Origin of the sequence: Streptomyces avidinii, assembly GCF_014650695.1 — a bacterium.
In the GTDB taxonomy this organism is placed as follows: Bacteria; Actinomycetota; Actinomycetes; order Streptomycetales; family Streptomycetaceae; genus Streptomyces; species Streptomyces avidinii.
Genome location: NZ_BMVL01000012.1, coordinates 135187 through 154720, shown reverse-complemented (window position 1 = coordinate 154720; position 19534 = coordinate 135187). Strand labels below are relative to the sequence as shown.

General features: G+C 70.9%; 17 protein-coding genes. 15 read left to right on the top strand and 2 right to left on the bottom strand.

All coding sequences use genetic code 11. From position 1 onward, the window contains the following. Window positions 1-38 precede the first annotated feature (38 nt). Window positions 39-1706: an AbeC-like domain-containing protein gene (locus IE257_RS28040; protein ID WP_189972668.1), complete on the bottom strand. Its 1668-nt coding sequence runs from the start codon at window positions 1704-1706 to the stop codon at window positions 39-41. A 163-nt stretch (window positions 1707-1869) separates the two neighbouring features. Continuing rightward, a complete protein-coding gene (locus IE257_RS28035) occupies window positions 1870-4074 on the bottom strand; it encodes an elongation factor G-like protein EF-G2 (protein ID WP_189972742.1) in 2205 nt (734 codons plus the stop codon). Window positions 4075-4384: 310 nt separating this feature from the next. Here IE257_RS28035 and pgsA point away from each other — a divergent pair, with 310 nt between their 5' ends. The 15 genes from pgsA (at window position 4385) to IE257_RS27960 (ending at window position 19498) form a co-directional block, all read left to right on the top strand. Next, a complete protein-coding gene (gene pgsA, locus IE257_RS28030; protein ID WP_189972667.1) occupies window positions 4385-5050 on the top strand; it encodes a phosphatidylinositol phosphate synthase in 666 nt (221 codons plus the stop codon). Next, complete coding sequence (locus tag IE257_RS28025; RefSeq protein ID WP_189972666.1) at window positions 5050-5955, top strand: phosphatidylinositol mannoside acyltransferase; 906 nt, start codon at window positions 5050-5052, stop codon at window positions 5953-5955. Before pgsA ends, IE257_RS28025 begins: the two co-directional genes overlap by 1 nt. Next, window positions 5952-7124 carry a glycosyltransferase family 4 protein gene (locus IE257_RS28020; protein WP_189972665.1) on the top strand — a complete coding sequence of 391 codons (1173 nt, stop codon included), beginning with the start codon at window positions 5952-5954 and terminating at the stop codon, window positions 7122-7124. The genes IE257_RS28025 and IE257_RS28020 overlap by 4 nt, the downstream gene beginning before the upstream one ends. Before the next feature lie 99 nt (window positions 7125-7223). Next, window positions 7224-7766, top strand: a complete 543-nt coding sequence (locus IE257_RS28015; RefSeq protein ID WP_030387183.1) for a LemA family protein — start codon at window positions 7224-7226, stop codon at window positions 7764-7766. A 137-nt stretch (window positions 7767-7903) separates the two neighbouring features. Then, window positions 7904-8821: a pyridoxal 5'-phosphate synthase lyase subunit PdxS gene (gene pdxS / locus IE257_RS28010; RefSeq protein ID WP_030010552.1), complete on the top strand. Its 918-nt coding sequence runs from the start codon at window positions 7904-7906 to the stop codon at window positions 8819-8821. 6 nt (window positions 8822-8827) lie between these two features. Then, window positions 8828-9421, top strand: a complete 594-nt coding sequence (gene pdxT, locus IE257_RS28005) for a pyridoxal 5'-phosphate synthase glutaminase subunit PdxT (RefSeq protein WP_033222573.1) — start codon at window positions 8828-8830, stop codon at window positions 9419-9421. A gap of 57 nt (window positions 9422-9478) precedes the next feature. Beyond that, window positions 9479-10231 (top strand): YebC/PmpR family DNA-binding transcriptional regulator, encoded by a 753-nt coding sequence (locus tag IE257_RS28000; protein ID WP_031143614.1) that lies wholly within the window; start codon window positions 9479-9481, stop codon window positions 10229-10231. 128 nt (window positions 10232-10359) lie between these two features. Beyond that, window positions 10360-10890 (top strand): crossover junction endodeoxyribonuclease RuvC, encoded by a 531-nt coding sequence (gene ruvC, locus IE257_RS27995; protein ID WP_189972664.1) that lies wholly within the window; start codon window positions 10360-10362, stop codon window positions 10888-10890. Beyond that, complete coding sequence (gene ruvA / locus IE257_RS27990) at window positions 10887-11519, top strand: Holliday junction branch migration protein RuvA (RefSeq protein ID WP_189972663.1); 633 nt, start codon at window positions 10887-10889, stop codon at window positions 11517-11519. The genes ruvC and ruvA overlap by 4 nt, the downstream gene beginning before the upstream one ends. A gap of 114 nt (window positions 11520-11633) precedes the next feature. Beyond that, window positions 11634-12695, top strand: a complete 1062-nt coding sequence (gene ruvB / locus IE257_RS27985) for a Holliday junction branch migration DNA helicase RuvB (RefSeq protein WP_030723602.1) — start codon at window positions 11634-11636, stop codon at window positions 12693-12695. Between the two features lie 165 nt (window positions 12696-12860). Beyond that, a complete protein-coding gene (gene yajC / locus IE257_RS27980; protein ID WP_189972662.1) occupies window positions 12861-13337 on the top strand; it encodes a preprotein translocase subunit YajC in 477 nt (158 codons plus the stop codon). Window positions 13338-13490: 153 nt separating this feature from the next. Next, a complete protein-coding gene (gene secD, locus IE257_RS27975; protein WP_189972661.1) occupies window positions 13491-15284 on the top strand; it encodes a protein translocase subunit SecD in 1794 nt (597 codons plus the stop codon). Window positions 15285-15287: 3 nt separating this feature from the next. After that, window positions 15288-16343 (top strand): protein translocase subunit SecF, encoded by a 1056-nt coding sequence (secF, locus tag IE257_RS27970; protein ID WP_189972660.1) that lies wholly within the window; start codon window positions 15288-15290, stop codon window positions 16341-16343. Beyond that, the gene (locus IE257_RS27965) at window positions 16340-16894 is read left to right on the top strand and encodes an adenine phosphoribosyltransferase (RefSeq protein ID WP_229920703.1); all 555 of its coding nucleotides are present in this window, start codon (window positions 16340-16342) and stop codon (window positions 16892-16894) included. Before secF ends, IE257_RS27965 begins: the two co-directional genes overlap by 4 nt. 174 nt (window positions 16895-17068) lie before the next feature. Then, window positions 17069-19498, top strand: a complete 2430-nt coding sequence (locus tag IE257_RS27960) for a RelA/SpoT family protein (protein ID WP_189972659.1) — start codon at window positions 17069-17071, stop codon at window positions 19496-19498. Window positions 19499-19534 lie beyond the last annotated feature (36 nt).

Genomic DNA, 19534 nt, shown 5'->3' with positions numbered 1-19534 from the left:
TCCAGCCTACCCACGGGCTCCTACGCGCCCACGTGCTCCTACGCGTCGTAGACGTCGGCCTTGCGCGGCGAGGGCTCCTGGACGAGCCCGCTCATGATCGAGGAGCGGTTGGTGAAGCGGTCGGTGTCGACGCCGTTCTCCTCCAGCACCTTGAAGGTCGCCGCGTGGATCGACCGCAGCACCGGGGCCACCGTGCGCAGGGCGTCGTCCGCCATGAACCGGTGGCGCCACATCGAGCTCGCCCAGACGTGGCGCAGGCCGAAGGGCTCGGGCAGGACCAGCTTGCCGCCGAGGAACTCCAGGATCGGCGGGTACCAGGTCAGCGGGGCCCGCACGGCGAGGCGCACCACCTCCTGCACGTCCACCAGCGGAAGCGGGCGCTCCACGGTCTCCCAGAACCGGATGCTCTTGGGCACTTCCACGGTCGGGGCCTTGGACTTGCTGGTGAACAGGCCGTGCACGGGGCCCAGGGCGTGCGCGGTGACGTCCACGCGCAGCGTCTTGTAGAGGACGGTGACGGTGACCAGCATGTTGATGACCAACTGGCCGTCCCAGAGCGGGTACTGGATGCCCAGGTAGTGCCGGTTGCCGGCGCTGAACTGCTGCTCGTTGCAGATCCGGGTGATCTCGTGCGGCTTGATGAGGAAGGCGTCGACGTTCTCGCCGGTGGGGCGGGCGACCTCGCCCGCGCCCTCGCCGATCGGGGTGACGATCCAGTGCTGGATCGCGGCGGGCGGGAAACCACCGGTGTGCAGGGGGCCGCGCTCCAGCTTGCGGAGCTGGGCGTCGATCCCGCGTATGACGTCCCAGCTGCGGAAGGGGTGGATCTCCATCCCCTCGCTCTTCGGGGCCAGCTCCTCGGCCATCTGCCAGCTGCCCCAGCGGGTGCCCATGCCGAGGATGCCCTTGGGGCCCGCGTAGAAGACCTGGTTGCTGCGGTTCTCCGCGGTCAGTTTGGCGAGCTGGTGGCGCAGTTCCTCACGCGCCTTCTCGTCGGGGTTGCCGGGCACGGCCTCCGGGATCTTGGCGCCGACCCCGCCGCCCGACAGCAGCCCGTCCCAGCGGGCGCGCAGGTCCCTGGCGGTGGCCTCGCAGGTGCGGCGGGCGAGCAGCCAGCCCAGGGCCGGGGCGATGATCATGCCGCGGGCGTAGAGGCCGAGGAAGCCGGTCAGCGGCAGCCGGAACATCAGCACGGCCACCACGACGCCGACGCCGACCAGGAGGGCGGTGCCGATCCAGGAGCTGCCCCGGCCCTCCCGGGAGGACAGGGACTTGCGGAGCTGGAACAGGCCCAGCCACAGCAGCAGCCCGGGCAGGAACAGCACACCGCAGACCAGCGTGATCAGCCGGAGCCTGCGGTCGCGCTCCTTGCGGATGTGCGAGGCGGCCAGGCAGTGCTCCACCACCGTCTGCGGATCGCCGCCGAAGGACTGGATCAGCGGCTTGCGGCCCGGGCCGAGGGCGCGGGCCTCCACGGCCCGGCAGAAGGCCTCGCCGAGGCTGGGCTCGAAGAGGGAGATCTTCGGGGGCTTGACCGTGGCCGGGTGGTTCTCGTTGTTGGCACCGAGTATCGCGTCGAGTTTGGTGTCCTTGCCGCCGTCCCGGTACGCGGCCGAGGCAAGGGCGTTGGTCGCCGCCGTCTGCCCGCCGCCACCCTGCAGCGGGACCTGCGCTCCGGGCCTGAAGTCGAATCCGTCGTCCGCCACCGCTGCCCCCACCCCTCGCTGTGCGTTCCTGCTCTTTCGGTGCGCCGACGAGCCTATCGGCGGATCTCGCCCCATGGTCATGGGACAGGGAAATGCCGCCCACCGCAAGCGGGTTGGGTCGGCCGCCCGCCCAACCCGCTTGCGGTGGGCGGCCGACCCGGTGCTACACCTGTCGACTTCCCTTCTCGGCCTGTCCGCGCACCTTCTCCGCGATCTGCGGCGGCATCGGTTCGTGGCGTGCGTACGCCCGGGCGAAGCGGCCGGTGCCGTGCGAGACGGAGCGCAGCTCGACGGCGTAGCGGCCGATCTCGATCTCGGGGATCTCGGCGCGGACCCGGGTGCGCCCGGGACCGGCCTGGTCGGTGCCGACGACGCGGCCGCGGCGGCCCGCCAGGTCGCTCATGACCGGGCCGACGTACTCGTCCGGGACGAGGACGGCGAGCTCGGCCACCGGTTCGAGCAGCTCGATCCGGGCCTCGGCGGCGGCCTCGCGCAGCGCGAGGGCCCCGGCGGTCTGGAAAGCGGCGTCGGAGGAGTCCACCGAGTGCGCCTTGCCGTCGAGGAGCGTGATGCGCACGTCGACGAGCGGGTAGCCGGCGGCGACCCCGCGGGCGGCCTGCGTGCGTACGCCCTTCTCCACCGACGGGATGAACTGGCGGGGCACGGCGCCGCCGACCACCTTGTCGACGAACTCGATGCCGCTGCCCGGCGGGAGCGGTTCCACCTCGATCTCGCAGATCGCGAACTGGCCGTGCCCACCGGACTGCTTCACGTGCCGGCCGCGCCCGGCCGCCTTGGCGCCGAAGGTCTCGCGCAGGCTCACCTTGTGCGGGACGGGGTCGACCTGGACGCCGTAGCGGGTGCGCAGCCGCTCCAGGGCGACGTCCTGGTGGGCCTCGCCCAGGCACCACAGGACGACCTGGTGGGTGTGCGGATTCTGCTCCAGCCGCATCGTGGGGTCCTCGGCGACGAGCCGGGCCAGGCCCTGGGAGAGCTTGTCCTCGTCGGCCTTGCTGTGCGCCTCGATGGCGAGGGGGAGCAGGGGGTCGGGCATGGTCCAGGGCTCCATCAGGAGCGGGTCGTCCTTCGCGGAGAGGGTGTCGCCGGTCTCCGCGCGGGTCAGTTTCGCGACGCAGGCGAGGTCACCGGCGATGCACCGGGTGAGGACGCGCTGCTGTTTGCCGAAGGGGGAGGAGAGGGAGCCGACCCGCTCGTCGACATCGTGGTCCTCGTGTCCGCGGTCGGCGAGGCCGTGCCCGCTGACGTGGACGGTCTCCTCGGCCTTCAGGGTGCCGGAGAAGACGCGGACGAGGGAGACGCGGCCGACGTAGGGGTCGGAGGAGGTCTTGACGACCTCGGCGACGAGGGAGCCGTCGGGATCGCAGGTGACGGCGGGCCGGGCGGAGCCGTCGGGGCGGGTCACGGGGACGGCGGCGCGCTCCAGGGGGGTGGGGAAGCCGCCGGTGACCAGTTCGAGGAGCTCCACGGTCCCCAGGCCCTGGCGGGCGCCGTCGGAGGCGGGGGCGGCCATCAGGACGGGGTGGAAGGTGCCGCGCGCCACCGCCCGCTCCAGGTCGTCGACGAGGGTCTTGAGGTCGATCTCCTCACCGCCGAGGTAGCGGTCCATGAGGCTCTCGTCCTCGCTCTCGGCGATGATCCCCTCGATCAGCCGGGCGCGGGCGTCGGCGATGAGGGCGAGCTCGGCGGGGTCCGGGTCGCGCTCCACGCGCTCGCCCGAGGAGTACTCGTAGACGCGCTGGGAGAGCAGGCCGAGCAGCCCGGTGACGGGGGCGTGCCCGTCGGGGCCGGCCGGGCCGTGCAGGGGGAGGTAGAGGGGTATGACCGCGTCCGGGTCGTCGGCGCCGAAGATCTCGCCGCAGACGGTGGTCATCTGCGTGTAGTCGGAGCGGGCGGCCTCCAGGTGGGTGACGACGATGGCGCGGGGCATGCCGACGGCCTCGCACTCGTCCCAGACCATGCGGGTGGCGCCGTCGATCCCGTCCGAGGCGGAGACGACGAAAAGGGCCGCGTCCGCGGCGCGCAGACCGGCCCTGAGTTCCCCGACGAAGTCGGCGTATCCGGGGGTGTCCAGGATATTGATCTTGATTCCGCCCCATTCGACGGGGACGAGGGACAGCTGGACGGAACGCTGTCGGCGGTGCTCGATCTCGTCGTAGTCGGAGACGGTGGCACCGTCCTCGACCCGGCCGGCCCGATTGACCGCTCCCGCGGTCAGGGCGAGGGCTTCGACCAGCGTGGTCTTGCCGGATCCGCTGTGGCCGACCAGCACGACATTCCGGATGGAAGAGGGGCGGTCGGCCGTCAGTGCCCTGCCGGCGGCTCCGGCTTGGTGTGATGTGGCTCCCATGATGCTCATGCCTCCCGGTGGTGACGGTGAGGAGGGTTGGGTGTGGTGGATCGATGTCCGGATCGGTGTTCCCGGCCCCTCCCCGGAGGAGGAATGCGGGATTCTTCGAGCTTTGCACTGGTGTCACATCCCGTCCATACGTCGTACCGGGGACGTACCCGGGGCCCACCGGAGGCGGTCGGCGGCGTGAAGTACGTCTTACGTGGCACGAACCGGTGGGTGCGCGGCGTCCGCGCGGTGGCGTGCTGGCTACGATGGGCCAGCCGGTGGCCGTGGTGGCCGTGCGGCCCAGCGACCCTCCGGGAAGGCCATGCTGAACAAGTACGCGCGTGCATTCTTCACGCGTGTTCTCACGCCATTCGCCGCATTTCTTCTCCGGCGGGGGGTGAGCCCGGACGCGGTCACCCTGATCGGCACGGCCGGAGTGGTGGCCGGAGCGCTGTGGTTCTTCCCCCGCGGCGAGTTCTTCTGGGGCACCATCACGATCACCCTCTTCGTCTTCTCCGACCTGGTGGACGGCAACATGGCCCGCCAGGCCGGGATCTCCAGCCGGTGGGGAGCCTTCCTCGACTCCACCCTCGACCGGGTCGCCGACGCGGCGATCTTCGGCGGTCTCGCCCTCTGGTACGCGGGCACCGGCAACGACAACGCGCTCTGCGCGGTGGCGATCTTCTGCCTCGCCAGCGGTCAGGTGGTCTCGTACACCAAGGCGCGCGGCGAGTCGATCGGACTGCCGGTGGCCGTCAACGGCCTCATCGAGCGGGCCGAGCGCCTGGTGATCTCGCTGGTCGCGGCCGGCCTGTCCGGGCTGCAGACCTTCGGGGTGCCGTCCTGGATCGGGGTACTGCTGCCGATCGCCCTGTGGATCGTGGCGGTGGGCTCGCTCGTCACCCTGATCCAGCGGGTGGTCACCGTGCGCCGCGAGTCGGCCGAGGCCGACGCCGCCGCGGCGGCCGCCGAGGGTGGCGCAGCCTGATGGGCGCGGCGCAGGACAAGCTGATCGACGGGCTGTACGGGCTCGGCTGGGCCGGGGTCAAGAAGCTGCCCGAGCCGGCCGCCGTGGCGCTGGGCCGGCGGATCGCCGACTTCGCCTGGAAGCGGCGCGGCAAGAGCGTGCTGCGGCTGGAGTCGAATCTGGCCCGGGTGGTGCCCGACGCCGGTCCGGAGCGGCTGCGCGAGCTGTCGCAGGCGGGCATGCGCTCGTACATGCGGTACTGGATGGAGTCCTTCCGGCTGCCGACCATGGATCCGCGGCGCTTCAGCACCGAGGTCCGGTTCCAGGACGAGCACCTGCTGCGCGAGGCCATCGCCTCCGGGCGCGGGGTCGTCGTGGCCCTGCCGCACCTGGCCAACTGGGACCTCGCCGGGGCCTGGGCCATCGGCCACATCGGGGTGCCGTTCACCACGGTCGCCGAGCGGCTGAAGCCCGAGAGCCTCTACGACCGGTTCGTGGCCTACCGCGAGAGCCTGGGCATGGAGGTCCTGCCGCACAGCGGCGGCGCCGCCTTCGGCACCCTCGCCCGCCGGCTGCGCTCCGGCGGCCTGGTCTGCCTGGTCGCGGACCGGGACCTGTCGGCCTCCGGGGTCGAGGTGGACTTCTTCGGCGCCACGGCGCGCATGCCGGCCGGGCCGGCGCTGCTCGCCCAGCAGACCGGTGCCGTCCTGCTCCCGGCCACCCTGCACTACGGCGACACGCCGACGATGTACGGCCGGATCCACCCCGAGGTGGAGGTGCCGAAGACCGGGACCCGGACCGAGAAGACCACCGTCATGACGCAGGCGCTGGCGGACGCCTTCGCGTGGGGCATCGCCGAGCACCCGGAGGACTGGCACATGCTGCAGCGGCTGTGGCTGGACGATCTGGAGGAGCGCACGCTGTGAAGATCGGCATCGTGTGCCCGTACTCGTGGGACGTGCCGGGCGGCGTCCAGTTCCACATCCGGGACCTGGCGGAGCACCTGATCCGCCTCGGCCACGAGGTGTCGGTGCTCGCTCCCGCGGACGACGACACCCCGCTGCCGCCGTACGTGGTCTCGGCGGGGCGGGCGGTGCCGGTCCCGTACAACGGCTCGGTGGCCCGGCTGAACTTCGGCTTCCTGTCGGCGGCCCGGGTGCGGCGCTGGCTCCACGACGGCACCTTCGACGTGATCCACATCCACGAGCCGGCCTCGCCCTCGCTGGGGCTGCTGTCGTGCTGGGCGGCGCAGGGCCCGATCGTGGCGACCTTCCACACCTCGAACCCGCGGTCCCGGGCGATGATCGCGGCGTACCCGATCCTGCAGCCGGCCCTGGAGAAGATCAACGCGCGGATCGCGGTGAGCGAGTACGCGCGGCGCACGCTCGTCGAGCACCTCGGCGGCGATGCCGTCGTCATCCCCAACGGCGTCGACGTCGACTTCTTCGCCAAGGCCGAGCCCAACCCCGACTGGGCCGGGCAGACCCTGGGCTTCATCGGCCGTATCGACGAGCCGCGCAAGGGCCTGCCGGTACTGATGGCGGCCTTCCCGAAGATCGTGGAGGCCTGCCCGGACGTACGGCTGCTCGTCGCCGGCCGCGGTGACGAGGAGGAAGCGGTGGCCTCGCTCCCCGCGGAGCTCCGCGCGCGGGTCGAATTCCTCGGCATGGTCTCGGACGAGGACAAGGCGCGGCTGCTGCGCAGCGTGGACGTGTACGTCGCCCCGAACACCGGCGGCGAGAGCTTCGGCATCATCCTGGTCGAGGCCCTCTCGGCGGGCGCGGCGGTCCTCGCATCCGACCTGGACGCCTTCGCGCAGGTCCTGGACCAGGGCGGGGCGGGCGACCTGTTCGCCAACGAGAACGCCGATGCCCTGGCGACGGCGGCCGTCGCGCTGCTGCGCGACCCGGACCGCCGGGCCGAGCTCAGCGCCCGCGGCTCGGCACACGTCCGCCGCTTCGACTGGTCCACGGTCGGGGCGGACATCCTGGCCGTCTACGAAACGGTGACGGACGGCGCGGCGGCGGTGGCCACGGACGAACGCGTCCCCCTCCGCACCCGCCTCGGCTTCTCGAAGGACACCTCGCCCTCCTGAAGCGTCACCACCCGGTGCTGACCGTCCGCTCCGGCCCGGGTCGGACGCGGCCAGGGGCGATGGGGGCCGGGGGCGCGTGGAGCGGTAGGGTCGCGCAGCGTGATCGAAACCCTTGTCTGGATCGCCCTGGCTCTCGGAGTCATCGGGGTCTACCTCAGCTGGACCGCCGGCCGGCTCGACCGGCTGCACTCGCGGATGGACGCCGCGCGGGCCGCGCTCGACGCGCAGCTCGTGCGGCGTGCCTCCGTCGTGCTGGAGGTGGCCACGTCCGGGGTGCTCGACCCCGCCTCCTCCCTGGTGCTGTACGAGGCCGCGCACGCCGCCCGGCAGGCCGAGGAGGACCACCGCGAGGTCGCCGAGAGCGAGCTCAGCCAGGCGCTGCGCGCGGTCTTCGCCGATGCCGACCAGGTCGACGTGCTCAAGGCGGCCCCCGGCGGGGCGGAGGCGACCGAGGAGCTGGCGGCGGCCGTCCGCCGGGTGCCGATGGCGCGGCGCTTCCTCAACGACTCGGTACGGGCCGCCCGCGCGCTGCGCAGGCACCGGAAGGTCCGCTGGTTCAGACTGGCGGGACACGCGCCCTTCCCGCTCGCCTTCGAAATGGACGACGAGCCGCCGGTGGATCTTGCAGAACGGCCGATCTAGGGCTTCCAAGGGCCGTGAGGGACAAATCAAGGAGCCACAGGCTCCACATTGGCCCTTGTAGTGGACTGATCCCCTGGGGTTTCCTCAGCCGAGTAGTACGAGCAGTACCCCGTCTTCCTTTCGAGTGAGGTCAATCCGTGAGCACGCTTCCCACCTCCCCCCAGTCCGCCGAGTCGGCGATCGGCACCTCGCGCGTCAAGCGCGGCATGGCCGAGCAGCTGAAGGGCGGCGTGATCATGGACGTGGTCAACGCCGAGCAGGCGAAGATCGCCGAGGACGCCGGCGCCGTGGCCGTCATGGCCCTGGAGCGGGTCCCGGCCGACATCCGCAAGGACGGCGGCGTCGCGCGCATGTCGGACCCCAACATGATCGAAGAGATCATCGAGGCCGTCTCGATCCCGGTCATGGCCAAGTCCCGCATCGGCCACTTCGTCGAGGCCCAGGTCCTGCAGTCCCTCGGCGTCGACTACATCGACGAGTCCGAGGTCCTGACCCCGGCCGACGAGGTCAACCACTCCGACAAGTGGGCGTTCACCACCCCCTTCGTCTGCGGCGCCACCAACCTGGGCGAGGCCCTGCGCCGCATCGCCGAGGGCGCGGCCATGATCCGCTCGAAGGGCGAGGCCGGCACCGGCAACGTCGTCGAGGCCGTCCGCCACCTGCGCCAGATCAAGAACGAGATCGCCCGCCTGCGCGGCTACGACAACAACGAGCTGTTCGCCGCCGCCAAGGAGCTGCGCGCCCCGTACGAGCTCGTCAAGGAAGTTGCCGAGCTCGGCAAGCTCCCGGTCGTGCTGTTCTCCGCCGGTGGCGTCGCCACCCCGGCCGACGCCGCGCTGATGCGCCAGCTCGGTGCCGAGGGCGTCTTCGTCGGCTCCGGCATCTTCAAGTCGGGCGACCCGGCCAAGCGCGCCGCCGCCATCGTGAAGGCCACCACCTTCTACGACGACCCGAAGATCATCGCGGACGCCTCCCGCAACCTGGGCGAGGCCATGGTCGGCATCAACTGCGACACCCTCCCCGAGTCCGAGCGCTACGCCAACCGCGGCTGGTAATCGGTCATGACGAACACCCCCGTGATCGGTGTCCTGGCTCTCCAGGGCGACGTACGGGAGCACCTGATCGCCCTGGCTGCGGCGGACGCCGTGGCCAGGCCGATCCGGCGCCCCGAGGAGCTCGCCGAGGTCGACGCCCTGGTGATCCCCGGCGGCGAGTCCACCACCATGTCGAAGCTCGCCGTGCTGTTCGGCATGCTGGAGCCGCTGCGCGAGCGCGTGGCCGCCGGCATGCCCGTGTACGGCACCTGCGCCGGCATGATCATGCTGGCGGACAAGCTCCTGGACGGCCGTGAGGACCAGGAGACCCTGGGCGGCATCGACATGATCGTCCGCCGCAACGCGTTCGGCCGCCAGAACGAGTCCTTCGAAGCGAAGATCGATTTCGCGGGGATAGCGGGCGGCCCGGTCGAGGGCGTCTTCATCCGCGCACCCTGGGTCGAGTCCGTCGGCGCCGCCGCCGAGGTGCTCGCCACGTACGACGGCCACACGGTCGCCGTGCGCCAGGGCAACGTCCTCGCGACCTCGTTCCACCCCGAGCTGACCGGAGACGACCGCGTCCACGCCTACTTCGTCGACATGGTGCGCGCCGGGCTGTAACGGCGTCCCGGTAGGATCTGAGGCGAACATTGTTGGTGACGCGAAGGAGACAGGCAGATGTCCGGCCACTCTAAATGGGCTACGACGAAGCACAAGAAGGCCGTGGTTGACGCCAAGCGCGGCAAGCTCTTCGCGAAGCTGATCAAGAACATCGAGGTCGCGGCCCGTATGGGCGGCGCCGACATCGATGGCAACCCGACGCTCTTCGACGCCATCCAGAAGGCCAAGAAGAGCTCGGTCCCGAACAAGAACATCGACTCCGCGGTCAAGCGCGGCGGCGGTCTCGAGGCCGGCGGCGCCGACTACGAGACGATCATGTACGAGGGCTACGGTCCGAACGGCGTCGCGGTGCTCATCGAGTGCCTCACCGACAACCGCAACCGTGCCGCCTCCGACGTGCGTGTCGCCATGACCCGCAACGGCGGTTCGATGGCCGACCCGGGCTCGGTCTCGTACCTGTTCAACCGCAAGGGTGTCGTGCTGCTGCCCAAGGGCGAGCTCTCCGAGGACGACGTCCTGGAGACGGTGCTCGACGCCGGCGCCGAAGAGGTCAACGACCTCGGCGAGAGCTTCGAGATCATCAGCGAGGCCACCGACATGGTCGCGGTCCGCACCGCGCTCCAGCAGGCCGGCATCGACTACGACTCGGCCGACTCCAACTTCCTGCCGACCATGCAGGTCGAGCTGGACGAAGAGGGCGCGCGCAAGATCTTCAAGCTGATCGACGCGCTGGAGGACAGCGACGACGTGCAGAACGTCTTCGCCAACTTCGATGTCTCGGACGAGGTCATGGAGAAGGTCGACGCCTGACCGGCGTCCACCGCGCACAGCACCGGGCAGCGGGCCGACGGGGACACACCCCGTCGGCCCGCTGCTTTGTCAGTGCCACCCGATAACCTGCGAAGCTGCACGTACAGGAGATCGAAGAAGGGGGCGGGGTGCGCGTACTCGGTGTGGACCCGGGGCTGACGCGATGCGGCGTCGGCGTCGTCGAGGGCGTCGCCGGCCGGCCCCTGACCATGCTCGGCGTGGGCGTCGTACGGACGCCCGCGGACGCGGAGTTGGGCCACCGGCTCGTCGCCATCGAGCAGGGCATCGAGGAGTGGCTCGACCGGCACCGGCCCGAAGTGGTGGCCGTGGAGCGGGTGTTCAGCCAGCACAATGTCAGCACCGTGATGGGAACCGCCCAGGCGAGTGCCGTCGCGATGCTGTGCGCCGCCCGCCGCGGGATACCGGTCGCCCTGCACACCCCCAGCGAGGTCAAGGCAGCCGTCACCGGCAGCGGCCGGGCCGACAAGGCCCAGGTCGGTGCGATGGTCACCCGGCTGCTCAGGCTGGACGCACCGCCCAAGCCGGCGGACGCCGCCGACGCCCTCGCCCTGGCCATCTGTCACATCTGGCGGGCCCCCGCCCAGAACCGCCTCCAGCAGGCGGTCGCCCTGCACGCCTCGAAAGGCCGTACCCGATGATCGCCTTCGTCAGCGGCCCCGTTGCCGCACTCGCCCCCACCCTTGCCGTGATCGAAGTCGGGGGAGTGGGCATGGCCGTGCACTGCACGCCGAACACCATCGCCGGACTGCGGATCGGGGAAGCGGCCCGGCTGTCGACCTCCCTCGTCGTACGGGAGGACTCGCTGACCCTGTACGGCTTCGCCGACGACGACGAGCGCCAGGCCTTCGAGGTCCTGCAGACCGCCAGCGGGGTCGGGCCCCGGCTCGCGCAGGCCATGCTCGGCGTGCACAGCCCCGACGCGCTGCGGCTGGCCGTCTCCACCGGCGACGAGAAGGCGCTGGTGGCGGTACCGGGCATCGGCAAGAAGGGTGCCCAGAAGCTCCTCCTCGAACTGAAGGGCAAGCTCGGGGCCCCGCTGGGCAGCAGCGGCCTCGTGGGCGCCCAGCGCGCCGCGGCCTCCGGGCCCGCGCCCTGGACCGAGCAGCTCTCCGCCGCGCTGATCGGCCTCGGCTACGCCGCGCGCGATGCGGAGGACGCGGTCGCGGCGGTCACCCCGCAGGCCGAGGCCGCCATCGCCGCCGGCGGCTCGGCCCCGGTTCCGCAGCTCCTGCGAGCCGCCCTGCAGTCCCTGAACCGGGCCCGCTAGCCGCGAGACCGGGGCTCCGCCCCGGACCCCGCTCCTCGAACGCCGGAGGGGCCGGTCCGGAGCGGCGCCGCAGGCGACCGACCACCGTACGAACCGAGAAGGCAGACTGACAGCGTGAACTGGGAAGACGAGAGCGACGACCGGATCGTGGCCGCCGCCGCCGACGGTGAGGACACCGCCGTCGAGGCGGCCCTGCGCCCCAAGGACCTCGGCGAGTTCGTCGGCCAGGAGAAGGTCCGCCAGCAGCTGGACCTCGTCCTCAAGGCGGCCCGGCAGCGCGGAGCCACCGCCGATCACGTCCTGCTCTCCGGCGCGCCCGGCCTCGGCAAGACCACGCTCTCCATGATCATCGCGGCCGAGATGGGTGCGCCGATCCGCATCACCTCGGGACCCGCCATCCAGCACGCCGGCGACCTCGCCGCGATCCTCTCCTCCCTCCAGGAGGGCGAGGTCCTCTTCCTCGACGAGATCCACCGCATGTCGCGGCCCGCCGAGGAGATGCTCTACATGGCCATGGAGGACTTCCGCGTCGACGTGATCGTCGGCAAGGGCCCCGGGGCCACCGCGATCCCGCTGGAACTGCCGCCCTTCACGCTGGTCGGCGCCACCACCCGGGCCGGACTGCTGCCCCCGCCGCTGCGGGACCGCTTCGGTTTCACCGGGCACATGGAGTTCTACGCCCCCGAGGAGCTGGAACGCGTCATCCACCGCTCCGCCCGCCTCCTCGACGTGGAGATCGACACTGCCGGCGCCGCCGAGATCGCCGGCCGCTCCCGAGGCACCCCGCGCATCGCCAACCGCCTGCTGCGCCGGGTCCGCGACTACGCCCAGGTCCGGGCCGACGGTGTGATCAACCGCGAGGTGGCCGGTACCGCCCTCCAGGTGTACGAGGTGGACGGGCGCGGGCTCGACCGGCTGGATCGGGCCGTTCTGGAAGCCCTCCTCAAGCTCTTCGGCGGCGGCCCGGTGGGCCTGTCGACCCTCGCCGTGGCGGTGGGTGAGGAGCGGGAGACCGTGGAGGAGGTCGCCGAGCCCTTCCTGGTCCGCGAGGGGCTGCTCGCGCGCACCCCCCGGGGGCGGGTCGCGACGCCCGCCGCATGGGCTCACCTGGGACTCGTGCCGCCCCAGCACGGCGGGAGTGGATCAAGCGGACAACAGGGCTTGTTCGGGGCCTGACGGCGCGGAGGTTCGACCCCTCAGGAACTGCGGTGCCATGCTGGGCGTTGTTCCATCGGTGCGGACTCGCCTAGACTCCGCCGATGCCGACCCTTCGGGTCGGTGTGCCCACCCCCGTAGAAAAGGCCGCCGTCCGCGTGCGGTCGTGCGAAGGATCTCCGTCCCGTGAATCTCGTGACACTCCTCCCGTTCATCGTGCTCATCGGGGCGATGTTCCTGATGACCCGCTCCGCGAAGAAGAAGCAGCAGGCAGCCGCGCAGATGCGCGACCACATGACGCCCGGCACCGGGGTCCGCACCATCGGCGGCATGTACGCCACGGTGAAGGAGATCGGTGACGACACCGTCACCCTCGAGGTGGCTCCCGGCGTCCACGCGATCTTCGCGAAGAACTCCATCGGCGCCGTCCTCGAGGATGCGGAGTACAACCGCATCGTCCACGGGGTCAGCGACGACGCTGCCACCGACGCGCCGGTCGTACCGGACGACGCCTCCTCGCTGACCGAGGCTCCGAAGGCGGACCTCACCAAGGACGAGGACGAGGCTCCCAAGCTCGACCTGGGCAAGAAGGACGAGGACGCGCCCAAGGGCGACGACGAGCCCAAGGACGGCAAGTCCGACGGCGAGGCCGGAGCGAAGTAACGCGCTGCCGGGGACCGTGGAGGCGCCTGACCGGCGACCGGCACGGTCCCCGTCTGTGACACTTCTGCGGGGGGCAGGGGTCCCCACCACACATTTCGTGGCCGTCCGCGCGCTGACCCGGCGCGGGACGGTTGGACAGGGAGAAACGACAAGGTGGCAGCACCGAAGAAGGGCCGGCGGCCCACGGGGGCTCAGGGGAGGCCGGGGCGTGCCCTGGCGATCATCCTGATCGCGATGGTGGCGCTCACCGCGGGGATGTTCCTCACGAAGCAGACGACTCCCAGGCTGGGCATCGACCTCGCAGGCGGCACGAGCATCACGCTCAAGGCCAAGAGCGAGCCCGGGAAGCCGGACGCGATCAACGAGACGAACATGAACACGGCGGTCGGCATCATCGAGCGCCGTGTCAACGGGCTCGGCGTGTCGGAGGCCGAGGTCCAGACGCAGGGCCGCGACCACATCATCGTGAACATCCCCAAGGGGACGAACGAGCAGCAGGCGCGCGAGCAGGTCGGTACCACCGCCCAGCTGTACTTCCGCCCGGTTCTCGCCTTCGCGGACGGCTCCCCGGCCGCTCCCGAGGGCACCCCGAGCCCGAGCCCCTCCGCGAGCGGTTCCGGGGCTCCCAAGGCCGGGGACGGCAAGACCAGCCCCTCGGCCACCCCGTCGTCCAGCGCCACTTCCCAGGGCCGCGCGCTCAGTGAGGCCCTCAAGGCCCCGGCCGCCCCCACTCCCTCGCCCTCGGCGAGGGAGTCGAAGAAGGCAGACGACAACAAGGCTGCTCCGTCGCCCTCCGCGTCCGCATCCGCGCCGCCGACCGGCGACGAGGCCGCGGCCGCTGCCCTCCAGGCCAAGTTCGCGGCGCTGGACTGCAACGTCGAGGCGCAGCGCGCCGCCGCCGGCGCGGGCGCCAAGCCCGAGGAGCCGATGGTCGCCTGCGGCCAGCGCGGTACCGCCTGGGGCAAGTGGATCCTGGGCCCGGCCCAGGTCAACGGCCAGGACGTGAAGGACGCCAAGGGTCAGATCGACCCCCAGCGCGGCCAGTGGATCGTCACCATGCAGTTCACCGACAAGGGCGCCGACAAGTTCGCCAAGATCACCGGTGAGCTGGCCACCAAGCAGATGCCGCAGAACCAGTTCGCGATCGTGCTCGACGGGCAGGTCATCTCCGACCCGTCCGTGAGCCAGGCGCTGACCGGTGGCAGCGCCGAGATCTCCGGCGGCTTCACCCAGCAGTCCGCGCAGGACCTGGGCAACATGCTCTCGTACGGCGCCCTGCCGCTGTCCTTCCAGGAGGACAGCGTCACCACTGTCACCGCCGCGCTCGGCGGCGAGCAGCTGAAGGCCGGCCTGATCGCCGGTGCCATCGGCCTGCTCCTCGTGGTGATCTACCTGCTGGTCTACTACCGGGGCCTGGCGTTCGTCGCCATCATCAGCCTCCTGGTCTCGGCGATCCTGACCTACACGATCATGGCGCTGCTCGGAAAGGGCATCGGCTTCGCGCTGAACCTGCCGGCCGTCTGCGGTGCGATCGTGGCGATCGGCATCACGGCGGACTCGTTCATCGTGTACTTCGAGCGCATCCGGGACGAGATCCGCGAGGGCCGCACCCTGCGTCCGGCCGTCGAGCGCGCCTGGCCGCGTGCCCGTCGCACGATCCTGGTGTCCGACTTCGTGTCGTTCCTGGCCGCGGCGGTGCTGTTCATCGTCACCGTGGGCAAGGTCCAGGGCTTTGCCTTCACACTGGGTCTGACGACCCTGCTCGACGTGGTCGTGGTGTTCCTCTTCACCAAGCCGATCATGACGCTGCTGGCGCGTACGAAGTTCTTCGCCAGCGGTCACCCGTGGTCCGGGCTGGACCCGAAGCGGCTGGGCGCGAAGCCTCCGCTGCGCCGGTCCCGCCGTACCGGTTCCGCCCCCGCCCCCGTCGACGCAAAGGAGGCGTGAGAGATGTCGAAGCTTGGAGATCTCGGCGCCAGGCTGTACCGCGGTGAGGTCGGCTACGACTTCGTCGGCAAGCGCTTTCTCTGGTACGGCGTTTCCATCCTGATCACCATCACGGCGATCGTCGCCCTGGCCGTCCAGGGCCTCAACATGGGCATCGAGTTCAAGGGCGGTGCGGTCTTCACCACCCCGAAGACGGCCGTCTCGGAGCCCAGGGCCCGTGAGTTCGCGGAGAAGGCCTCCGGCCACGACGCGATCGTCCAGCAGCTCGGCACCGGCGGTCTGCGCATCCAGATCTCGGGTGTGGACACCGACGCCGCCACCGACGTCAAGAAGCAGCTCGCCACCGACCTCAAGGTCGACCAGGCCGGTATCAACGCCGACCTGGTCGGTCCCAGCTGGGGCGAGCAGATCGCCAACAAGGCGTGGACCGGCCTCGGCGTCTTCATGGTCCTCGTGGTGATCTACCTGGCCATCGCCTTCGAGTGGCGCATGGCGGTCGCGGCTCTGATCGCCCTGATCCACGACCTCACGATCACCGTCGGCATCTACGCGCTGGTCGGCTTCGAGGTCACCCCGGGCACGGTCATCGGTCTGCTGACCATCCTTGGTTACTCCCTCTACGACACCGTCGTCGTCTTCGACGGTCTCAAGGAGGGCTCGAAGGACATCACGAAGCAGACCCGCTTCACGTACAGCGAGGTCGCCAACCGCAGCATCAACGGCACCCTGGTCCGCTCGATCAACACCACGGTCGTGGCGCTGCTCCCGGTCGGTGCCCTGCTGTTCATCGGTGGCGGTTTCCTGGGCGCGGGCATGCTCAACGACATCTCGCTGTCGCTGTTCGTCGGCCTCGCGGCCGGTGCGTACTCCTCGATCTTCATCGCGACCCCGCTGGTCGTCGACCTCAAGGAGCGCGAGCCGGCGATGAAGGCGCTCAAGAAGCGGGTGCTCGCCAAGCGGGCGGCCGCGGACGCCAAGGGCGAGTCCCCGGACGAGGGCTACGCGACCGAGGACGAGCCGCAGGTCGTGGCGCAGGGCCGGCCGGGGCGGCGGCGTTGACCGGGCCGCTGTCCGAGGACGGCCGGGCCCTGCTGCTCAGCCGGATCAAGGACGTGCCGGACTACCCGAAGCCGGGCGTGATGTTCAAGGACATCACCCCGCTGCTGGCGGACCCGAAGGCGTTCGCCGCGCTCACGGAGACGCTGGTGGAACTGGCCGGGCAGTACGGCGCGACGAAGATCGTCGGTCTGGAGGCGCGCGGGTTCATCCTGGCGGCCCCGGTCGCCGTGCAGGCCGGCATCGGCTTCGTACCGGTGCGCAAGGCCGGGAAGCTGCCGGGCGCGACGCTCGCGCAGTCGTACGAGCTGGAGTACGGCACGGCGGAGATCGAGGTCCACGCCGAGGACCTGGCGGCGGGTGACCGGGTCATGGTCATCGACGACGTGCTGGCCACCGGCGGTACGGCGGAGGCCTCGCTCTCGCTGATCCGGCGGGCCGGGGCCGAGGTCGCCGGCGTGGCGGTCCTGATGGAGCTGTCGTTCCTCCCGGGCCGGGCCAAGCTGGCCGCCTCCCTCGCGGGGGCTCCGCTGGACGCGCTGATCGTGGTCTGATCCCTTCGCTTGTCGAGCGGCGGGTATCCGGGACGTCCCGGATACCCGCCGCTCTCGCGTGCGGCGCCGCACCGGAACGCTCGTGGCGGAGGCTCGGGGAACGGGGGCGGGGAACCCTCGCTACCATGGGTTGTCCGGACCGGACACGGGCACCGGATCCGCTGAGGAGCGCTCTTGCCAGACGAGGTCCAGCCAATCTCCGCCGCGCAGCCCGACCCGCAGGCCGAGCCGGCCACGGCGGTTCCCGCCACGCCCCCGCCGGCTCCGCCGGTGCCGCCGGTCAAGCCCGCGCCGGCGAAGTCCGCCGGGTCCTCCAACCGGGTGCGCGCCCGCCTCGCCCGGCTCGGCGTACAGCGCTCGAACCCGTACAACCCGGTTCTGGAGCCCCTGCTCCGCATAGTCCGCAGCAACGACCCGAAGATCGAGACGTCGACGCTGCGCCAGCTGGAACAGGCCTACCAGGTGGCCGAGCGCTGGCACCGCGGCCAGAAGCGCAAGAGCGGCGACCCGTACATCACCCACCCGCTCGCGGTGACGACCATCCTCGCCGAGCTCGGTATGGATCCGGCCACCCTCATGGCCGGTCTGCTCCACGACACGGTCGAGGACACCGAATACGGCCTGGAGGACCTGCGCCGCGACTTCGGCGACGCCGTGGCCCTGCTCGTCGACGGCGTCACCAAGCTCGACCGGGTGAAGTTCGGCGAGGCGGCCCAGGCCGAGACCGTCCGCAAGATGGTCGTGGCGATGGCCAAGGACCCGCGCGTCCTGGTGATCAAGCTCGCCGACCGGCTGCACAACATGCGCACCATGCGCTACCTCAAGCGGGAGAAGCAGGAGAAGAAGGCCCGCGAGACCCTCGAGATCTACGCCCCGCTGGCTCACCGGCTGGGCATGAACACGATCAAGTGGGAGCTGGAGGACCTCTCCTTCGCGATCCTCTACCCGAAGATGTACGACGAGATCGTGCGCCTGGTCGCCGAGCGCGCGCCCAAGCGCGACGAGTACCTCGCCGTCGTCACCGACGAGGTGCAGGTCGACCTCAGGGCCGCCCGGATCAAGGCGACCGTGACCGGCCGCCCGAAGCACTACTACAGCGTCTACCAGAAGATGATCGTCCGCGGCCGTGACTTCGCGGAGATCTACGACCTGGTGGGCATCCGTGTCCTCGTCGACACCGTCCGGGACTGCTACGCGGCCCTGGGCACCGTCCACGCGCGGTGGAACCCGGTCCCCGGCCGGTTCAAGGACTACATCGCGATGCCCAAGTTCAACATGTACCAGTCGCTCCACACGACGGTCATCGGACCCAGCGGCAAGCCGGTCGAGCTCCAGATCCGCACCTTCGACATGCACCGCCGCGCCGAGTACGGCATCGCCGCGCACTGGAAGTACAAGCAGCAGACCGTCGCCGGTACCTCCAAGGTCCGCACCGACGTCCCGCAGGCCGCCAAGGGCAGCGCCGGCCAGGACACGGTCAACGACATGGCCTGGCTGCGCCAGCTGCTGGACTGGCAGAAGGAGACCGAGGACCCGGGCGAGTTCCTCGACTCCCTGCGCTTCGACCTCTCCCGCAACGAGGTCTTCGTCTTCACCCCCAAGGGCGACGTCATCGCGCTGCCCGCCGGTGCCACCCCCGTGGACTTCGCGTACGCGGTCCACACCGAGGTCGGCCACCGGACGATAGGGGCCCGGGTCAACGGCCGGCTCGTCCCGCTGGAGTCCACCCTCGACAACGGCGACCTGGTCGAGGTCTTCACCTCCAAGGCCGAGGGCGCGGGCCCGTCCCGCGACTGGCTCGGCTTCGTCAAGTCCCCGCGGGCCCGCAACAAGATCCGCGCCTGGTTCTCCAAGGAGCGCCGCGACGAGGCGATCGAGCACGGCAAGGACGCCATCGCGCGGGCCATGCGCAAGCAGAATCTGCCGATCCAGCGCATCCTGACCGGCGACTCGCTCGTCACCCTCGCCCACGAGATGCGCTACCCCGACATCTCCTCCCTCTACGCGGCGATCGGCGAGGGCCACGTGGCCGCGCAGGGCGTCGTGCAGAAGCTGGTGGCGGCCCTCGGCGGTGAGGAGGCCGCCAACGAGGACATCGAGGAGTCGATCCCGCCCGCGCGCGGCCGCAAGCGGCGCAGCAACGCCGACCCGGGTGTCGTCGTCAAGGGCGTCGACGACGTGTGGGTCAAGCTGGCCCGCTGCTGCACCCCGGTGCCGGGCGACCCGATCATCGGCTTCGTCACGCGCGGCAGCGGCGTATCGGTTCACCGCGCGGACTGCGTCAACGTCGACTCCCTCTCCCAGCAGCCCGAGCGGATGCTGGAGGTCGAGTGGGCCCCCACCCAGTCCTCGGTCTTCCTGGTCGCCATCCAGGTCGAGGCGCTGGACCGGTCACGGCTGCTGTCGGACGTCACCCGGGTCCTCTCGGACCAGCACGTCAACATCCTGTCGGCGGCGGTCCAGACCTCCCGCGACCGGGTGGCCACCTCCAGGTTCACCTTCGAGATGGGCGACCCCAAGCACCTGGGACACGTCCTGAAGGCCGTCCGGGGCGTCGAGGGCGTCTACGACGTCTACCGCGTGACCTCGGCGCGGCGCCCGTAGCTCCGGACCCCCGCGGCACCGAAAAGGCGGCCCCGG

Coding starts and splice junctions, on each gene's coding strand:
- IE257_RS28035 (WP_189972742.1), bottom strand. CDS start 4,074: ATGGGAGCCACATCACACCAAGCCGGAGCCGCCGGCAGGGCACTGACG.
- pgsA (WP_189972667.1), top strand. CDS start 4,385: ATGCTGAACAAGTACGCGCGTGCATTCTTCACGCGTGTTCTCACGCCA.
- IE257_RS28025 (WP_189972666.1), top strand. CDS start 5,050: ATGGGCGCGGCGCAGGACAAGCTGATCGACGGGCTGTACGGGCTCGGC.
- pdxT (WP_033222573.1), top strand. CDS start 8,828: ATGACGAACACCCCCGTGATCGGTGTCCTGGCTCTCCAGGGCGACGTA.
- IE257_RS28000 (WP_031143614.1), top strand. CDS start 9,479: ATGTCCGGCCACTCTAAATGGGCTACGACGAAGCACAAGAAGGCCGTG.
- ruvA (WP_189972663.1), top strand. CDS start 10,887: ATGATCGCCTTCGTCAGCGGCCCCGTTGCCGCACTCGCCCCCACCCTT.
- secF (WP_189972660.1), top strand. CDS start 15,288: ATGTCGAAGCTTGGAGATCTCGGCGCCAGGCTGTACCGCGGTGAGGTC.